Origin of the sequence: Paraplanobispora takensis, assembly GCF_016863195.1 — a bacterium.
Lineage (GTDB): Bacteria > Actinomycetota > Actinomycetes > Streptosporangiales > Streptosporangiaceae > Planobispora > Planobispora takensis.
The window spans coordinates 18,934-32,711 of the sequence record NZ_BOOK01000019.1; the positions used below are offsets into that span (position 1 = coordinate 18,934).

General features: G+C 73.0%; 11 protein-coding genes. 8 read left to right on the forward strand and 3 right to left on the reverse strand.

Annotation, left to right across the window (positions count from 1 at the left end; all coding sequences use genetic code 11):
* Positions 1–89: 89 nt before the first annotated feature.
* Complete coding sequence (locus Pta02_RS14305) at positions 90–1,682, reverse strand: LCP family protein (protein ID WP_203875288.1); 1,593 nt, start codon at positions 1,680–1,682, stop codon at positions 90–92.
* A 172-nt stretch (positions 1,683–1,854) separates the two neighbouring features.
* Positions 1,855–3,312 (reverse strand): hypothetical protein, encoded by a 1,458-nt coding sequence (locus Pta02_RS14310; protein ID WP_239130519.1) that lies wholly within the window; start codon positions 3,310–3,312, stop codon positions 1,855–1,857.
* Positions 3,313–3,517: 205 nt separating this feature from the next.
* Between Pta02_RS14310 and Pta02_RS14315 the strand changes: the two genes are divergently transcribed.
* The 5 genes from Pta02_RS14315 (at position 3,518) to Pta02_RS14335 (ending at position 9,817) form a co-directional block, all read left to right on the forward strand.
* The gene (locus Pta02_RS14315) at positions 3,518–5,740 is read left to right on the forward strand and encodes a hypothetical protein (RefSeq protein ID WP_203875289.1); all 2,223 of its coding nucleotides are present in this window, start codon (positions 3,518–3,520) and stop codon (positions 5,738–5,740) included.
* Between the two features lie 126 nt (positions 5,741–5,866).
* The gene (locus Pta02_RS14320; protein WP_203875290.1) at positions 5,867–6,709 is read left to right on the forward strand and encodes a permease-like cell division protein FtsX; all 843 of its coding nucleotides are present in this window, start codon (positions 5,867–5,869) and stop codon (positions 6,707–6,709) included.
* Positions 6,710–6,739: 30 nt separating this feature from the next.
* Positions 6,740–7,681, forward strand: a complete 942-nt coding sequence (locus tag Pta02_RS14325; RefSeq protein WP_203875291.1) for a permease-like cell division protein FtsX — start codon at positions 6,740–6,742, stop codon at positions 7,679–7,681.
* Positions 7,682–7,774: 93 nt separating this feature from the next.
* Positions 7,775–8,704, forward strand: coding sequence for a glycosyltransferase family 2 protein (locus tag Pta02_RS14330; RefSeq protein ID WP_203875292.1), 930 nt, complete (start codon positions 7,775–7,777; stop codon positions 8,702–8,704).
* A gap of 3 nt (positions 8,705–8,707) precedes the next feature.
* A complete protein-coding gene (locus Pta02_RS14335) occupies positions 8,708–9,817 on the forward strand; it encodes a glycosyltransferase family 4 protein (protein ID WP_203875293.1) in 1,110 nt (369 codons plus the stop codon).
* Here the strand turns inward: Pta02_RS14335 and Pta02_RS14340 are convergent.
* Entirely contained in the window at positions 9,748–10,713 is a 966-nt protein-coding gene (locus tag Pta02_RS14340) for a lysylphosphatidylglycerol synthase transmembrane domain-containing protein (protein WP_203875294.1), read from the reverse strand. The two genes, Pta02_RS14335 and Pta02_RS14340, sit on opposite strands and share 70 nt — an antisense overlap.
* 67 nt (positions 10,714–10,780) lie before the next feature.
* On the opposite strand from Pta02_RS14340, the gene Pta02_RS14345 reads away from it, so the two are divergent.
* The 3 genes from Pta02_RS14345 to Pta02_RS14355 all read left to right on the forward strand — a co-directional run bounded on the left by Pta02_RS14345 (position 10,781) and on the right by Pta02_RS14355 (position 13,770).
* Positions 10,781–11,620, forward strand: a complete 840-nt coding sequence (locus tag Pta02_RS14345; protein WP_203875295.1) for a class I SAM-dependent methyltransferase — start codon at positions 10,781–10,783, stop codon at positions 11,618–11,620.
* The gene (locus Pta02_RS14350; RefSeq protein WP_203875296.1) at positions 11,617–12,555 is read left to right on the forward strand and encodes a lysylphosphatidylglycerol synthase transmembrane domain-containing protein; all 939 of its coding nucleotides are present in this window, start codon (positions 11,617–11,619) and stop codon (positions 12,553–12,555) included. The genes Pta02_RS14345 and Pta02_RS14350 overlap by 4 nt, the downstream gene beginning before the upstream one ends.
* Positions 12,556–12,645: 90 nt before the next feature.
* The gene (locus Pta02_RS14355; protein ID WP_239130521.1) at positions 12,646–13,770 is read left to right on the forward strand and encodes a glycosyltransferase family 4 protein; all 1,125 of its coding nucleotides are present in this window, start codon (positions 12,646–12,648) and stop codon (positions 13,768–13,770) included.
* Positions 13,771–13,778: the final 8 nt, after the last annotated feature.

The window sequence follows — 13,778 nt, forward strand, 5'->3', positions numbered from 1 at the left end:
ACGAGCCGAGATGTTTGACCGGGTTAGCGGGAAATTGTGACTCTCCGGTGCCGCGGGCCGCCCGGAGCGGCCCGCGGCACCGGAACCCGTCACTGGCAGGGGTTGGTCGTGTGGTCGATGACCTTGTCCTTGAGCGAGGTGGGGATGCTGGGCACCCGGACGCCCTTCCAGTCGGAGCCGATGACCAGCTGGACGACCGGGCCGGTGAGGGTCGAGGCCGTCGGGGGCGCGGCGGGGTAGGGGGTGATGTCGCCGGGCTTCGTCTTGCCCGCGGCCGGGGTGAGCCGCTCGCCGGAGAGCCGGAGGGTCAGGGTGTCGGCGTGGACGGTCCCGTCGGCGGCGTCCTTCTTGGCGTAGCGCACGCTCGTGGCGGGCACGGGGCCGCCGCCGGCCGCGGAGGCGTTGCCGACGTGGGTGACCACGAAACCCTGGGCGGCCAGCTTGCCGGCGACCTCCGTGGCCAGGCCGGGCTTGCCGGTGCCGTTGATGACCTGGACCCGGACCTGCTCGTTCTTCACCGTCGGCCGCGCCGGGGCGCTGGCGCTGGCCTTGGGGGCGGGGGTCACCTCGACGTCGGTGCGGATCGCCTCGAACAGCTCGTTGGCCTCGGGCTGCTTCCACTCGACCTGCGCGGGCTTGGGCTCGTACGGCTTCCAGGGCACGGTGACCGACGTCATGCTCTTCTCGGTCAGCGACCCGGCGCTGCGGGCGATCTCCAGGATCCGGCTGGTGTCGAGGTTGCGGTCCATCGTCACCGAGGCGGTGGCCGCCTTCAGGAAGTCGTTCAGCTTGCCCAGGTCGGTCAGCAGGGAGGAACTGGTGGCCTGCTTCATCACCTGGGTCATGAAGACCTGCTGCCGCTTGATCCGGTCGGTGTCGCTGCCGTCGCCGAGTGCGTAGCGGGCGCGCACGTAGGCCAGGGCGGTCTCGCCCTTGACGATCTGCTTGCCCTTCTTCAGATCGAGCTTGGCCTTCTTGTCGAAGACGTCCTTGGGCAGGCAGATCTCGACGCCGCCGAGGGCGTCGACGATGCCCTTGAACCCGGAGAAGTCGACCTTGACGAAGTGGTTGATGTGGATCTGGGTCAGCGTCTCGATCGTCTTCCACGTACAGGCGATGCCGCCGTCGTTGAAGGTCGCGTTGATCTGCTTGAGACCGGCCGGGATGATCGCCCCGGTCTTGGGGTTCTTGCACTCGGGGGCCTGGACCATCGAGTCACGCGGGAAGCTGACCAGGGTGACCTTGTCGCGGTTCGGCGAGACGTGCAGCAGGATGATCGTGTCGGTCCGCTCGCCCTGCCCCTGCATGTGCTGGCCGTACCTCTTGTTGTCGTCGCCCTCACGGCTGTCGGATCCGACCAGGAGCACGTTGAGCGCGCCGGTCTCGGGCGGGCGGTTGGCGCCGAGGTCCTTCTCGACGTCCTGGCGTTTGATGTTGCCTTCGATGTCCCGGTAGAACTTGTAGCCCGCCAGCGTGCCGACCACCAGGACGCCGGTCATCACGATGCTGACCCATCCGCCCGCGCTGATCGCGCTCTTGCGCTTGCCGCCGCGGGGCCGCCTGCCGCCCGGCTGTGCAGGCGCCGGTGGCTCGTCGTCGCCCGCGCGCCGCAGGGCCCTGCGACCCGGGTCGGTCGGCTCGATCCGGCGGTCCTTCACGGCGACATGCCGGTGGTCGCTCATGCGATCTCCTCGCTTGGCGGCAACACGCTGCGCTGGTTCAGCTGGCTCATTGCGCCCAAAGAGTAGGTCACGTGGCGAGTGCGGGGAGCCGTGATGAACGGAATTTGGTCATGACCGCCCCCTGCTGCCGTCGTGATAATCCGGTCGCCCAGCATACTCAAATTCGGACATTTCATGGAATGTTCTTGAAAGAAGCCCCCCGGGCCGCCAGGGCCAGGGCCAGGCACGCGACGGGCACCGCGGGCAGGACGTACCGGTAGTCGAACTGCGCCACCGCCGGCGGCATCACGAGCAGCGCCACCGCCGTCGCCCACGGCATCACCCACGGCGCGGGACCCCCCTCCGCCCTGCCCTCTCCGCCGCCCCGCCGCCGCCGTACGGCCGCCAGCACCGGCGGGGCCGTCAGGATCACCAGCAGCACCGTGCCGGGCAGTCTGATCATGTCCTGGTAGGTACGCAGCAGACCGGCGTACGGTTCGACGATCACCGTGGCGATCGGCCCCTGCTCGTAGCGGTGGGCGAACTCCGCCCCCACCGTGGCCGGATAGCGGCCGGGCGGGGGCGGCGGCTGCGCGGGGAAGCGGTAGTAGCCGTAGATCTCCGCGTCCGGATAGACCGGGCGGTTCCAGCTGAAGGTGCGGGCCAGCTCCGACAGCACCGAGCCCGCGTAGTCGAGCGGCTGGCTCCGGATGGCCAGCGACGCGAAGCGCCCGGCCAGCGTGTCGCTCTCCTCGGTGAAGGTGATGCCGGGCAGCTTCACCAGGGGGGAGTCGGCGCTCCAGATGTACTCCTGGGCGGGCGGGCGCCGCTCGGGCGGCCGGGGGTCGCACAGCACGGCCACGTCCGCCGGGGGCCTCATCACCGCGCAGTCGGCGAACGTCATCGTCTTGGAGTAGAGGAAGACCCCGTTCGCGCCCACGATGCCGGCCCGCTCGTAGGTCGCGTAGAACCACGCGCCGTATCCGAGGACCGGCAGCATGGCCGCCGCCAGCGCCACCCCCGCCGTCAGGACCCGCCCGCGCGCCCGGTAGAGCAGCCAGGCCGCGAAGAGCACGATCAGGGGCAGGCCGACGGTCCTGGTGAGCGTCGCCGCCGCCAGCAGCAGCCCGATCCCGGCCGCCCCGGCCACGGCCGCCCGCGACCGGCCTTCGAGGCGCGGGGACACGGCGAGGCAGACGGCCCCCAGGACCAGTACGGTGAACAGGGTGTCGGAGACCAGCAGGTGCTCCAGCTCGATCTGGTAGGCGTCCAGCAGCGCGGGGACCGACGCCGCGGTCGCGATCCGGCCGGGCACGCCCAGCCGCCGGGCGGTCAGATAGACCAGAACGCCCGCGAGGAGGCCCAGCAGATGCTGGACCAGGGCGACGACGGCGAAGCTGTGGAAGGGTTCGAGCAGCCGCAGGAGCATGGAGTACCCGGCCGGGCGGACGAGGTCGGGACGGGGCTTCAGCGCGGTGACCACGTAGGTGTAGGAGTCGGGGAACCAGATGGCCGGCCGGTAGCCCAGCATCGCGACCGCCCGCAGGAGCGTCCCGATCCCCAGCACCGCCAGGAACCACCGGTGCTCCCGGAGCAGCGCCGGGAACCGCCGGTGCTCCCGGACCCGCCACCGCCGTCCCCGCCCGCCCAACCCCGCCCCTTTCGCACGTTGCGCGTACGCTATCGGCTCCGGCCGCCCCCGCGGACCTTCCCGGTGGCCTGCGGCCCCGGCTTCACCGCCGCCTCCGGGCCGGTCACCCCATGGGACCTTCGCCTCCCCGGGACCTTCGCCTCCCCGGGACCTTCGCCTCCCCGGGGCCATCACGGCGGCGGGTGCCGCTACCCTCGGTGGGATCATGACAACCGGCCGGCTGGATCGTGTGCGCGGGCTCTCGGCGGGCCGGGTGCTCGCCGTGGCGTCGGCCGTTCCCGCGCTCGCGCTGGCGGGCTGGCTGCTGGCCGGGCTGCCGCTGCTCATGCTCGGCTGGTTCCGGCCGCAGGTCGTCGTCCCGCTGGGCCTGGCCGCCGCGATCCTTTTGTGCCGGTACGGCCTGCGCCGACTGCCCGAGCCCGCCCCGGCGACCGGGTGGCAGACGGCCGGGGTGCTCGCGATCGCTCTGGGCTCGGGAGTCTTCAGCGCCGTCCTGCACAGCGAGCAGCTGATCGTCCGTCGCGACCCCGCGACCTACGCGCAGTACGCCACCTGGCTGGCCACCCGCGGCTCCCTGCCGATCCCGTACGGCGAGGCGGCCTTCGGCGGCCGGGACCCGGCGCTGCGCTTCGGCAGCGTGGGCTTCTACGACCACGCCGGCGCGGTCGTGCCGCAGTTCATGCCGGGCCCTCCGATGCTCCACGCGATCGGCCACTGGCTGGGCGGGCTGCCGGGGCTGCTGCTGACCCCGCCGGTCCTGGGCGCCCTCGCGGTCCTCGTGTTCGCCGGAACCGCCGCCCGCCTGGCGGGGCCCCGCCTGTCCCCCCCGGCCGCCCTGGCGTTCGCGGTCGGCCTGCCGATCCTGTACACCTCCCGGGCCTCCTTCAGCGAGATCCCGTCCCTCATCATGATCTTCGGCGGGATGTCCCTGCTGCTCGACGCCCGCGCCCGTTTGCGCGCGGCCCGGGACGCCATGGTCGCGGCGGCCCTGGCCGGGCTTGTCTTCGGACTGGCCGTCCTGGTCAGGATCGACGGCCTGCGGGACGTGCTGCCCGTGCTGGTGTACGCCGGACTGCTGATCGCCCTGCGCCGGATCGAGGGCCGGGAGGAGGCTCCCGGTCTCCGCCGGGACGGACTCCCGGAGGGGCCCGGTCTCCGCGGGGACGGGAGACTCGGGGTGCCGTTGCTGGCCGGGCTGCTGGCGGGCGCCGGGCTCGGGCTGCTCGCAGCCGTCGTGCTCGCCGCACCGTACCTCGACTATCTCTCCGGGTCCCTGCTCCCCCTGCTGGCCGTCTGCGCCGCCGTCCTGCTCCTCACCGCGGTCGCCGCCGCCCTCGCCCCCCGGCTCGCGGGCCCGCTCGGGCGCCTGGCCCGGGTCCGGCGGCTGCCCGGCCTGGCGGCGGGCGCGGTCGTGCTCGTCATGGGCCTGTTCGCGGCCCGGCCGTGGCTGCAGACCGTGACCCGCCACGCGACCACCTCCGAGGACCTGCTGACCTCGGACTTCATCGAGAAGACCCAGGCGGCCAACGGGCTGCCGGTGGACGGCTCGCGGCTGTACTACGAGGACGCGCTGCACTGGGTGGCCTGGTACATCGGACCTCCGGCCGTGGTGCTCGCCACGCTCGCGGGAGCCGTACTGGTCCACAGACTGCTCAGGGGGACCGCCTCCGAGTGGCTGCTCCCGCTCATGATCGTCGGCTGGACGACGGTCACCACGCTCTACCGCCCGGCCATCACCCCCGACCACCCCTTCGCCGCCCGGCGGCTGGTCCCGGTGATCATCCCCGGCCTGGTCCTGCTCGCGGTCTGGGGGCTGCGCTGGATCGGGGAGAAGGCGCGGGAGCGGGAGGCCGGGAGGAACGACCGCGACGCCGCCGAGACCACCAGGAAGGACCACGAGGCTGCCCGGACCGAGATCGCCGGGCGCGGGGACCGGTTCGCCGCGCCCCTGCTCCGGCTCGCCGCCTCCCGGACCGGGGCCGTCCTCGGGGTGGTCCTCCTGGTCGTCCCACCGGCCGTGACCTCCATCGGGACCGCCTTCACCCCGGTCGGGCGAGGAGAGCGGGCGGCGGTCGAGGCCATGTGCGCGGCCCTGCCGGAGAACGCCTCCGTACTGCTCGTGGAGCGGGTCACCGCCGACCGGTTCACCCAGCTCGTCCGGGGCGTGTGCGGCCTCCCCGCCGCCGGGGTCGAGGTCCCCCACGGCGAGGACACACCCGCCCCCGCCGACGTCACCCGCCTGATCGGCCGCATCCGGGAGGCGGGCCGCGTCCCCGTCCTGCTCGCCGCCGAGCCCGCCCAGCTCACGCCGTACGGCGCGCCCGTCCAGACCTTGGCCCTGCGCACCCGCCAGGACGAACGCTCCCTGGTCAAGGCCCCCGACGGCACCTGGTCCCTTTCGATCGACGTGTGGATGACAGTCGCCTGAGGGATTTGGGATAGTCGGCTCATGCCGTTTCCCGATCATGGCGAGTCGTCCTCGGGGTATGAGGGGTATGAGGAGCTCTCTTCCGGTGGTGGCGATCCCGATCGGGAGTCGCGGCTCCAGGTGTGGTTGAGGACGCACACGAGGTTGCTGACCGCGTGCGCCGCGGTGCTGGTGCTGATCGGCGCGTCCGTGGCGGGCGGGCGTCATCTCTATGAGCGCTCCCGGGAGCCGTTGCCCCCGCCCGAGGCGCGGGACTCCGGGCAGGTGCGCGTCGTGGTCCACCTGTGCGGGCAGCGGGTGGAGGCGTGGAGCTGCCTGCGCAGGGGCGAGGTCACGGACGCCGACGGTCAGGCGATCGCGGCGCGCATGCGGGCGATGCCCGAGCTGGCGGACGTCACCTTCGTGAGCAAGGAGGATGACAGTCGCAGGTCGCTGGCCTACTACGCGGCCATCGGCGAGCCGGAGCTGGCGGACGAGCTGTTCTTCCACGCCAGCGTCGAGGCCGTGCTCCATCGCAGGGAGGACTTCAAGGGGGTGGCGGACCGGCTGAAGGAGATCCCCGGCGTCGTCGCCGTGTTCCGGGAGCTCCCGGACGCCTGGGAGGGGAAGGCCGATCTCGCCGTCGCGCTGTGCGCGGAGGGGGAACGGCCGGCGCGGGGGTGCCAGGAGGGCCGGACGGCCAGGAGCGGGGCCCCGGCCACCGAGGCGGAGCAGAAGGCCATCCTCGACCGGCTCTGGGACCTGCCCGGCGTCGAGACGGTCTACCTGCAGAAGCGGGAGGACTTCATGCGGCTGAAGCGGCAGTACGAGCCGCAGGACCCGGCCGAGCACACCACCCCGCGGGCGGACCGCACCCGCGCGACCTTCTACGTGAAGCTCGCCGACCCCGCCGGCCGCGCCGCGGTCGCGGAGGCGGTGAAGGGCCTGCCCGGGGTCGGGGGCGTGTACCCCGTCGGGTACTCCTGGTGATGCGGGCGGGCGGTTTGGGATAGTCGTCGCATGTCCTTCCCCGATCACGGCGAGCCGTCCCCGCGGCATGAGGAACTCTCCTTCGGCGGCGGGGACCCGGACCGGGAACCGCGGCTGCGGGCGTGGTGGAGGGCGCGTCCCCGGCTGGCGGCGGTCTGCGCCGCGGTGGCGGTGCTGCTGGCGGCGGGCGGCGCCGGGGGCTGGTACCTCCACCAGCGCTCCCGCGAGCCGCTGCCCCCACCGGCGGTGGCCTTCCCCGAGCAGACGCGGTTCACGGTCCTGCTGTGCGGCGGCTACGGCCCGGGGGAGGGCCTGTGCCCCGGACGGCCGAAGGCCGGCGAGGCCGAGCACCTGGCGGTGGCGGCGCGCATGCGGGCGATGCCCGAGCTGGCCGAGGTCGCCTATGTGAGCGAGGCGGACAACCGCAGGGAGACGCTGGCCCTGTACGCCGCCAGGGGTGAGCCGCAGGAGACGGAGGGGGTGACCTTCACCGCCTATCTCCGGGGCACGTTGCGCCGGAGCGACGACTTCGCCGCGGTGGTCGCGAAGATAACGGCGTTCCCGGAGGTCAGGAGGGTGATCCGGGTGCCCGTGGACTTCTGGGCGGGCAAGGCGGACGTCGCGGTCCATCTGTGCGCGGCGGCGGAGGCGCGGGAGGAGGGGTGCACGGAGAACCGGCCCGGCGGGGTCGAGGGGGCCGCGACCGAGGCGGAGAAGGAGGCGGTCCTGGACCGGATCCGGGAGCTGCCCGGCGTCGAGGCGGTCTATCTGCAGGACCGCGGCCATCTGGCCCGGCTGCTGGGACACTACGGACCGGCGGTCCCGGAGCAGGACCAGCCCATCCCTCCGGAGCGGCTGTACGAGAGCTTCTACGTGAAGTTCGCTCGCCCGGTGGGGACGGCGGAGATCGTCAGGGCGCTGGAGCCCCTGCCCGGCGTCCACAGGGTGTTCCCCGTCCGGAACGACCTGTAGCGCCCCGCGGGCGGCCGGCCGGGAACCCCCGCGGACGGCCGAACCGGACGATGTGGGTACGGTCGCGAGCTGGGCAGAGTATCCTCGCCCGTCGTGAGCACGCCCGAGACCCCCGAGAGTGGACCAGCTGTGGACGCAACGCCGTACGTCACGATCGTCCTGCCCTGTTACAACGAGCAGGACCACGTCATCGACGAGGTCGAGCGCATCTGCCGGGCCATGGACGAAAGCGGCTACACCTACGAGCTCGTGGCCGTGGACGACTGCTCCACCGACCAGACCCTCGCCCGGCTGCAGGAGGCCGCGCCGCGCTTCCCGAACATGCGGATCAGGGCCTTCCACCGCAACGGCGGTTCGGGCACCGTGCGCAGGATCGGCACGCAGGAGGCGCGCGGCGAGATCGTCGTGTGGACCGACGCGGACATGACCTACCCGAACGAGCGCATCCCCGAGCTGGTCAGGATCCTGGAGAAGGACTCCGCGATCGACCAGGTCGTGGGCGCGCGGACCACCGAGGAGGGCTCGCACAAGTTCCTGCGGGTCCCGGCCAAGTGGTTCATCCGCAAGGTCGCCGAGCGGCTGGCCGGGCAGAGGATCCCCGACCTCAACTCGGGCCTGCGGGCCTTCCGCAAGTCGGTCGCCAGGCCGTACCTGCGGCTGCTGCCGCCCGGGTTCTCCTGCGTCACGACGATCACGCTGTCGTTCCTGTCGAACCAGCACGACGTCTACTATCTGCCGATCGAGTACAGCAAGCGGGCGGGCAAGTCGAAGTTCAGCTTCGTCTCCGACGCCTACCGCTACATCCTGCAGGTGCTGCGGATGGTGATGTACTTCAACCCGCTCAAGGTCCTCATGCCCCCCGCGATCTGGCTGGTCGGCATCGGCATCGCCAAGGGGGTCTACGACAACATCAAGAACCCGTTCTACCTGGCCAACAACACGATCATCATCTTCGTGACCGGCCTGCTGATCGGGTCGCTGGCGCTGCTGGCCGACCTCATCGTGCGCTCCAGGAGCGAGTGACCCATGCGGATCGCGATCATCGGGCCGACCTACCCCTACAAGGGCGGCGGGGCCGCGCACACCACCGAGCTGGCCCACCGCCTGGCGGCCGCCGGGCACGAGGTGGTCATCGAGTCGTGGAAGGCGCAGTACCCGTCGTTCCTGTATCCCGGGCAGCAGACCGCGGCCAGCCCCGACGGCGAGCCGTACCCGCGCTCCTTCCGGCGGCTCGACTGGCGCCGCCCGGACGGCTGGGCCGAGTGCGGACGCCGGCTGCGCACCGCGGACCTGGTGATCCTCGTGGTGCTCAGCCCGGTGCAGGTCCCGCCCTACCTCGGCATCCTGTACGGCCTGCGCCGCCGGACCCCGGTGGTGGCGCTGTGCCACAACGTGCTCCCGCACGAGCGCAAGCCGTACGACGCGCCGCTGATGAGGGCGCTGCTGCGCCGGGTGGACGGGGTGCTCGCGCACTCGGAGGAGCAGGCGGCGCTGGCCCGCGAGCTGGCGCCCGCGCCGGTGACGGTGGCGCAGATGGCCCCGCACCTGCCGGCCGGGGCCGCCGCGGGCGTCCTCGGGCGGACCCGGCCGCTGGGGGCTCGGGGCCGGCTGCTGTTCTTCGGGCTGGTCCGCCCGTACAAGGGGCTCGACCTGCTGATCCGCGCGCTGCCCGCGGGCGTCTCGCTGCGGGTGGCCGGGGAGTTCTGGGGCGGCCTGGCGGAGACGGAGGCGCTGATCGCCGAGCTGGGCCTGACCGGCCGGGTGGAGCTGCGGCCGGGATACGTCGCCGCCGAGGACGTGCCGGGGCTGTTCGAGGACGTGGACGCGCTGGTGCTGCCCTACCGGAGCGGTACGGCCAGCCAGCAGGTGTGGCTCGGTCACGAGCAGGGCGTCCCGGTGATCGCCACCCGGGTCGGCACGCTCGGCGACCACGTCACCGACGGTGTGGACGGGCTGCTGGTCGAGCCTGGGTCGGTGGAGGCGCTGCGCGCGGCGCTGGCGCGCTTCTACGAGCCGGGCGAGCCCGAGCGGCTGCGCGCCGGGGTCAAGGCCGTGGACCCCGAGCCCTACTGGGCGGCGTACGTCGAGGCGCTGCTGGGCTCGGCGGGCCCCGCGGGCCCGGCCGCCGGGCGCTGACGGCGGCCCAGCAGGAAGCCGATCCCGGCCCAGGCCACGTCGGTGAAGGTGAAGGCCAGCCGGGAGATCACGGCGGCGACGAGGGCGTTGGCCGTTCCGATCGTCGGCGCGAGGACCAGGACCATCGCGCCCTCGCGCACGCCCACCCCGGCCGGGATGAACGCGAACAGCAGACCGGTGGCCCAGGCGAAGGCGTAGGCCCCGGCGCCGAGCAGATAGAGCGAGAAGTCACCGGTCAGATCGCCCAGGACCAGCCACAGGTGCAGGCCGTACACCAGCCAGCCGATGATCGTCCAGGCCGTGACCTCCAGCAGGGTCCGGCCGGAGAGCACCTCGTCGAAGGGCTCCCGGCGGGCGATCCGCAGCGCCAGGTTCAGGCCCCAGGTGAGGATCCGCGGGTGCAGGCAGACCAGGATCACCGGGATGATCAGCGCGAGGTACCACGTCTCCTCGGCCACCGCCCGGGCGGTGAACGGGAGCGTGGCGGCGGCCAGGCCGACCGCGCAGCCCAGCGAGATCACCAGGCCGATCGAGGTGCCGCCGAAGGTGCGCCGGGGCGGGCAGCCGTGGTCGCGGCCCAGCTCCATCATCGCGGCGTAGGCCCAGACCGATCCGGGGACGTACTTGCCGAGCTGGCCGACGAACAGCACGCGCGCGGCCGTGCGCATCGGGAAGGCGGAGCCGAGCCCGGCCAGGACCCGCTGCCAGGCGATCATCATGATCCCGGCCCCGGCCATCACGACGGCGAAGGCCCCGGCCACCGACCACCAGGACAGCCGGGTGAGCGCGGAGACGGCGTCGTCCCAGTTGCGGGCCAGGCCGTAGCCGACGAAGGCCAGCGCGACCAGCGCCAGCAGAACGCGGAGCAGGCGGCTCGATCGCAGACGGCTGAGCATTGGCCAAGACTACGACGTGGACATTACTCGGCGGTAGGGTTCGGCCGCGCCGGTAGCCTAGGGCCCCGTGAGCACGAAACGAGTGGCGCAGCTTGAGTACTCCGAGTTCCAGGCGGCGATGCTGGACGAGGACAAGCGCCGCAGGAAGGCCGCGAAGATCGTGGCCGTCCTCGGCCACTTCCTCGGCCGGGACGAAGACGTCCTTTCGGGGCTGACCGTCGCCGACATCGGCTGCTCGGCCGGGTTCATCGCCGACGAGCTGGCGAACGCGGGAGCGGCCCGCACCTTCGGCGTGGACATCGACGTGCCCGGCCTGCGCAAGGCGTCCGCGCGCTTCGGCGAGCGGGTCACGTTCGTGTGCGCCGACGGCACCGCCCTGCCCTTCCCCGACGGCTCGATCGACGTGCTGGTCTTCAACCACATCTACGAGCACGTGGTCGACCCCGACGCGATCATGGCCGAGATGCGCCGGGTGCTCAGCGACGAGGGCGTGCTCTACCTGGGGCTGGGCAACCGGCTGGGGATCATGGAGCCGCACTACAGGCTCCCGTTCCTGTCCTACCTGCCGCCCGCCCTGGCCGACCGCTACGTCCGCCTGTCCGGCCGGGCCGACAGCTACTACGAGCGCTACCGGACCCGGCGCGGGCTGCGGAGGATGGCCCGGGGCTTGCGGGTGTGGGACTACACCTTCCCGGTGCTCGCCACCCCGGCGGCCTTCGCCGGCTCGGAGCTGTTCCCGGGCGTGATCGGCCGCGTGGCCGAGGGCGTGCTGTCCCGGCTGCCCCGCGCGGTGCTGCGCGCGCTGCTGCCGGTGGTGCCGACCTACCTGTGGGTGGCGGCCAAGAGCACCCGCCGCCCGGCCGGCCGGCGCCTGCCCCAGCCCCCCGACCCCGTCCAGACCCTGTGAAGCGGCTGATCCGCGTCGCGTTCCTGCTGGTGGCCCTGGGCTTCGGGGCGTGGGCGGTGGCGAGCCAGTGGGACGCCGTGCGCTCCGGGTTCGCCCGGCTGTCGTGGCCGTCGCTCGTGCTGTCCCTGCTCGTGGTCGTGGCGGCGCTGGGCGGCGGGATGATGACGTGGCGGTCGCTGCTGGCCGACCTCGGCTCGCCGCTGCCGCCGAGGCCCGCGGCCAAGGTCTTCTTCGTCGGCCAGCTCGGCAAGTACATCCCCGGCTCCCTCTGGCCGGTGCTCGCCCAGATGGAGATGGGCCGCGAACTGGGCGTCCCCCGCCCGCGCAGCGCCGCGGCGTTCTTCCTGACGATGCCGGTCCAGCTCGGCAGCGGGCTGCTGGTCTCGGCGGTGACGCTGCTGGCCGCCCGGCCGGGCGCCGCGGCGCCGTACGCCTGGATGTTCCTGCTGATCCCGGTGCTCGCGGTGGCGTTCGAGCCCAGGGTGGTCAACGCGGTGATCGGGTTCGGGCTGCGCAGGCTGGGCCGCGAGCCGCTGGAGCGCCCGCTGACCCGGCGCGGCATGCTCACCGCGCTGGGCTGGGCGCTGCTCGGCTGGGCCGCCTACGGCCTGCACCTGGCCGCGATCGTCAACCAGCTCGGCCCCTCGGGCGCCTCGGCGGTGGTGTTCTCCGTCGGAGCGTTCGCGCTGTCCTGGTGCCTGGGGATCATGACGTTCGTGGTCCCGGCCGGGGCGGGGGTGCGCGAGGTGGCCATGGTGGCCGTGCTGGCGCCCCTGATGGACCGCGGATCCGCCATCGCGGCGGCCCTCTGCTCACGCGTCGTGATCATCCTGGGCGACCTCGTCTGCGCGGGCGCGGCGGGTCTGGCGGCCCGGCGCGGCACCCCCACCGGGGACGACGCGGGGAACGATGCGATCCCGGGAAAAGCCGTGTGATTCACCTCACGCTCCGGGGGATTCTGGCAATAGGGTGAATCGCAGAGGGGACTGCCGGTCCCGCGTGCTCGTTGAGGGGAGCGATCCTCCGTGACGCCTCGTGTGCTCGTCGACGCGGCCGCCGTCCCGGCTGATCGCGGTGCGCTGATCAGATACGTCGACGGGCTCCTGGCCGCGCTCGCCCGCGCCGGGGCCGACCTGGCGATCGTGTGCCAGCGCGCCGACGCCGAGCGGTACGCCCGGCTGGCGCCCTCCGCCCGCATCATGTCGGGCCCTCCGGCGATCACCAACCGGGCCGCCCGGCTGGCCTGGGAGCAGACCGGGGTCCCGGTCCTCGCCCAGCAGGCCGGCGCCGACGTGATCCACGCCCCCTACTACTCGATCCCCCTGCGCTCCGGCGTGCCGACCGTGGTGACCGTGCACGACGTCACCTGGTTCACCGACCCCTCCCAGCACGGCTCGGTCAAGGCCTCGTTCTTCCGCAGCGCGACCCGCAGCTCCGTACGGCGCGCCTCCCGGGTGATCGTCCCGTCCAAGGCGACCAGGGACGAACTGGTGCGGGTGCTCGGAGCCGACCCCACCCGGATCGACGTCGCCTACCACGGCGTGGACCCGGCGCTGTTCCACCGGCCGACCCCGCAGGAGATCGGCCACGTGGCCGACCGGCTCGGCCTGCACGGCACGCCGTACGTCGCCTTCCTGGGCGCGCTGGAGCCCCGCAAGAACGTGCCGAACCTGATCCGGGGCTTCGCCAGGGCGGTGGAGGACCTCCAGGACCCGCCCGCGCTGGTGCTCGGCGGCGGCATCCACGACGCCGACGTGGACGCCGCGGTCGGGGAGGTGTCCTCGGCCGTGCGCGTGGTCAGGCCCGGCTACCTGCCCTTCGGCGACCTGTCGGGCTTCCTCGGCGGGGCGCTCGTGGTGGCCTTCCCCTCGCGGGGGGAGGGCTTCGGGCTGCCGGTCCTGGAGGCCATGGCCTGCGGCGCCCCGGTGCTCACCACCTACAGGGCCTCGCTTCCCGAGGTGGGCGGCGACGCGGTGGCCTACACCGAGCCCGACGCCGCCGGCATCGCCGAGGCGCTGCGCGAGCTGCTGACCTCCCCCGAGCGACGGGAGACGCTCTCGGCGGCGGGGACGGCCCGCGCCAGAGAGTTCACCTGGGAGACATCGGCCGAAGCGCACATGCTCGCCTACCAGCGAGCCGCCGAAGAGTGAGCTAACCT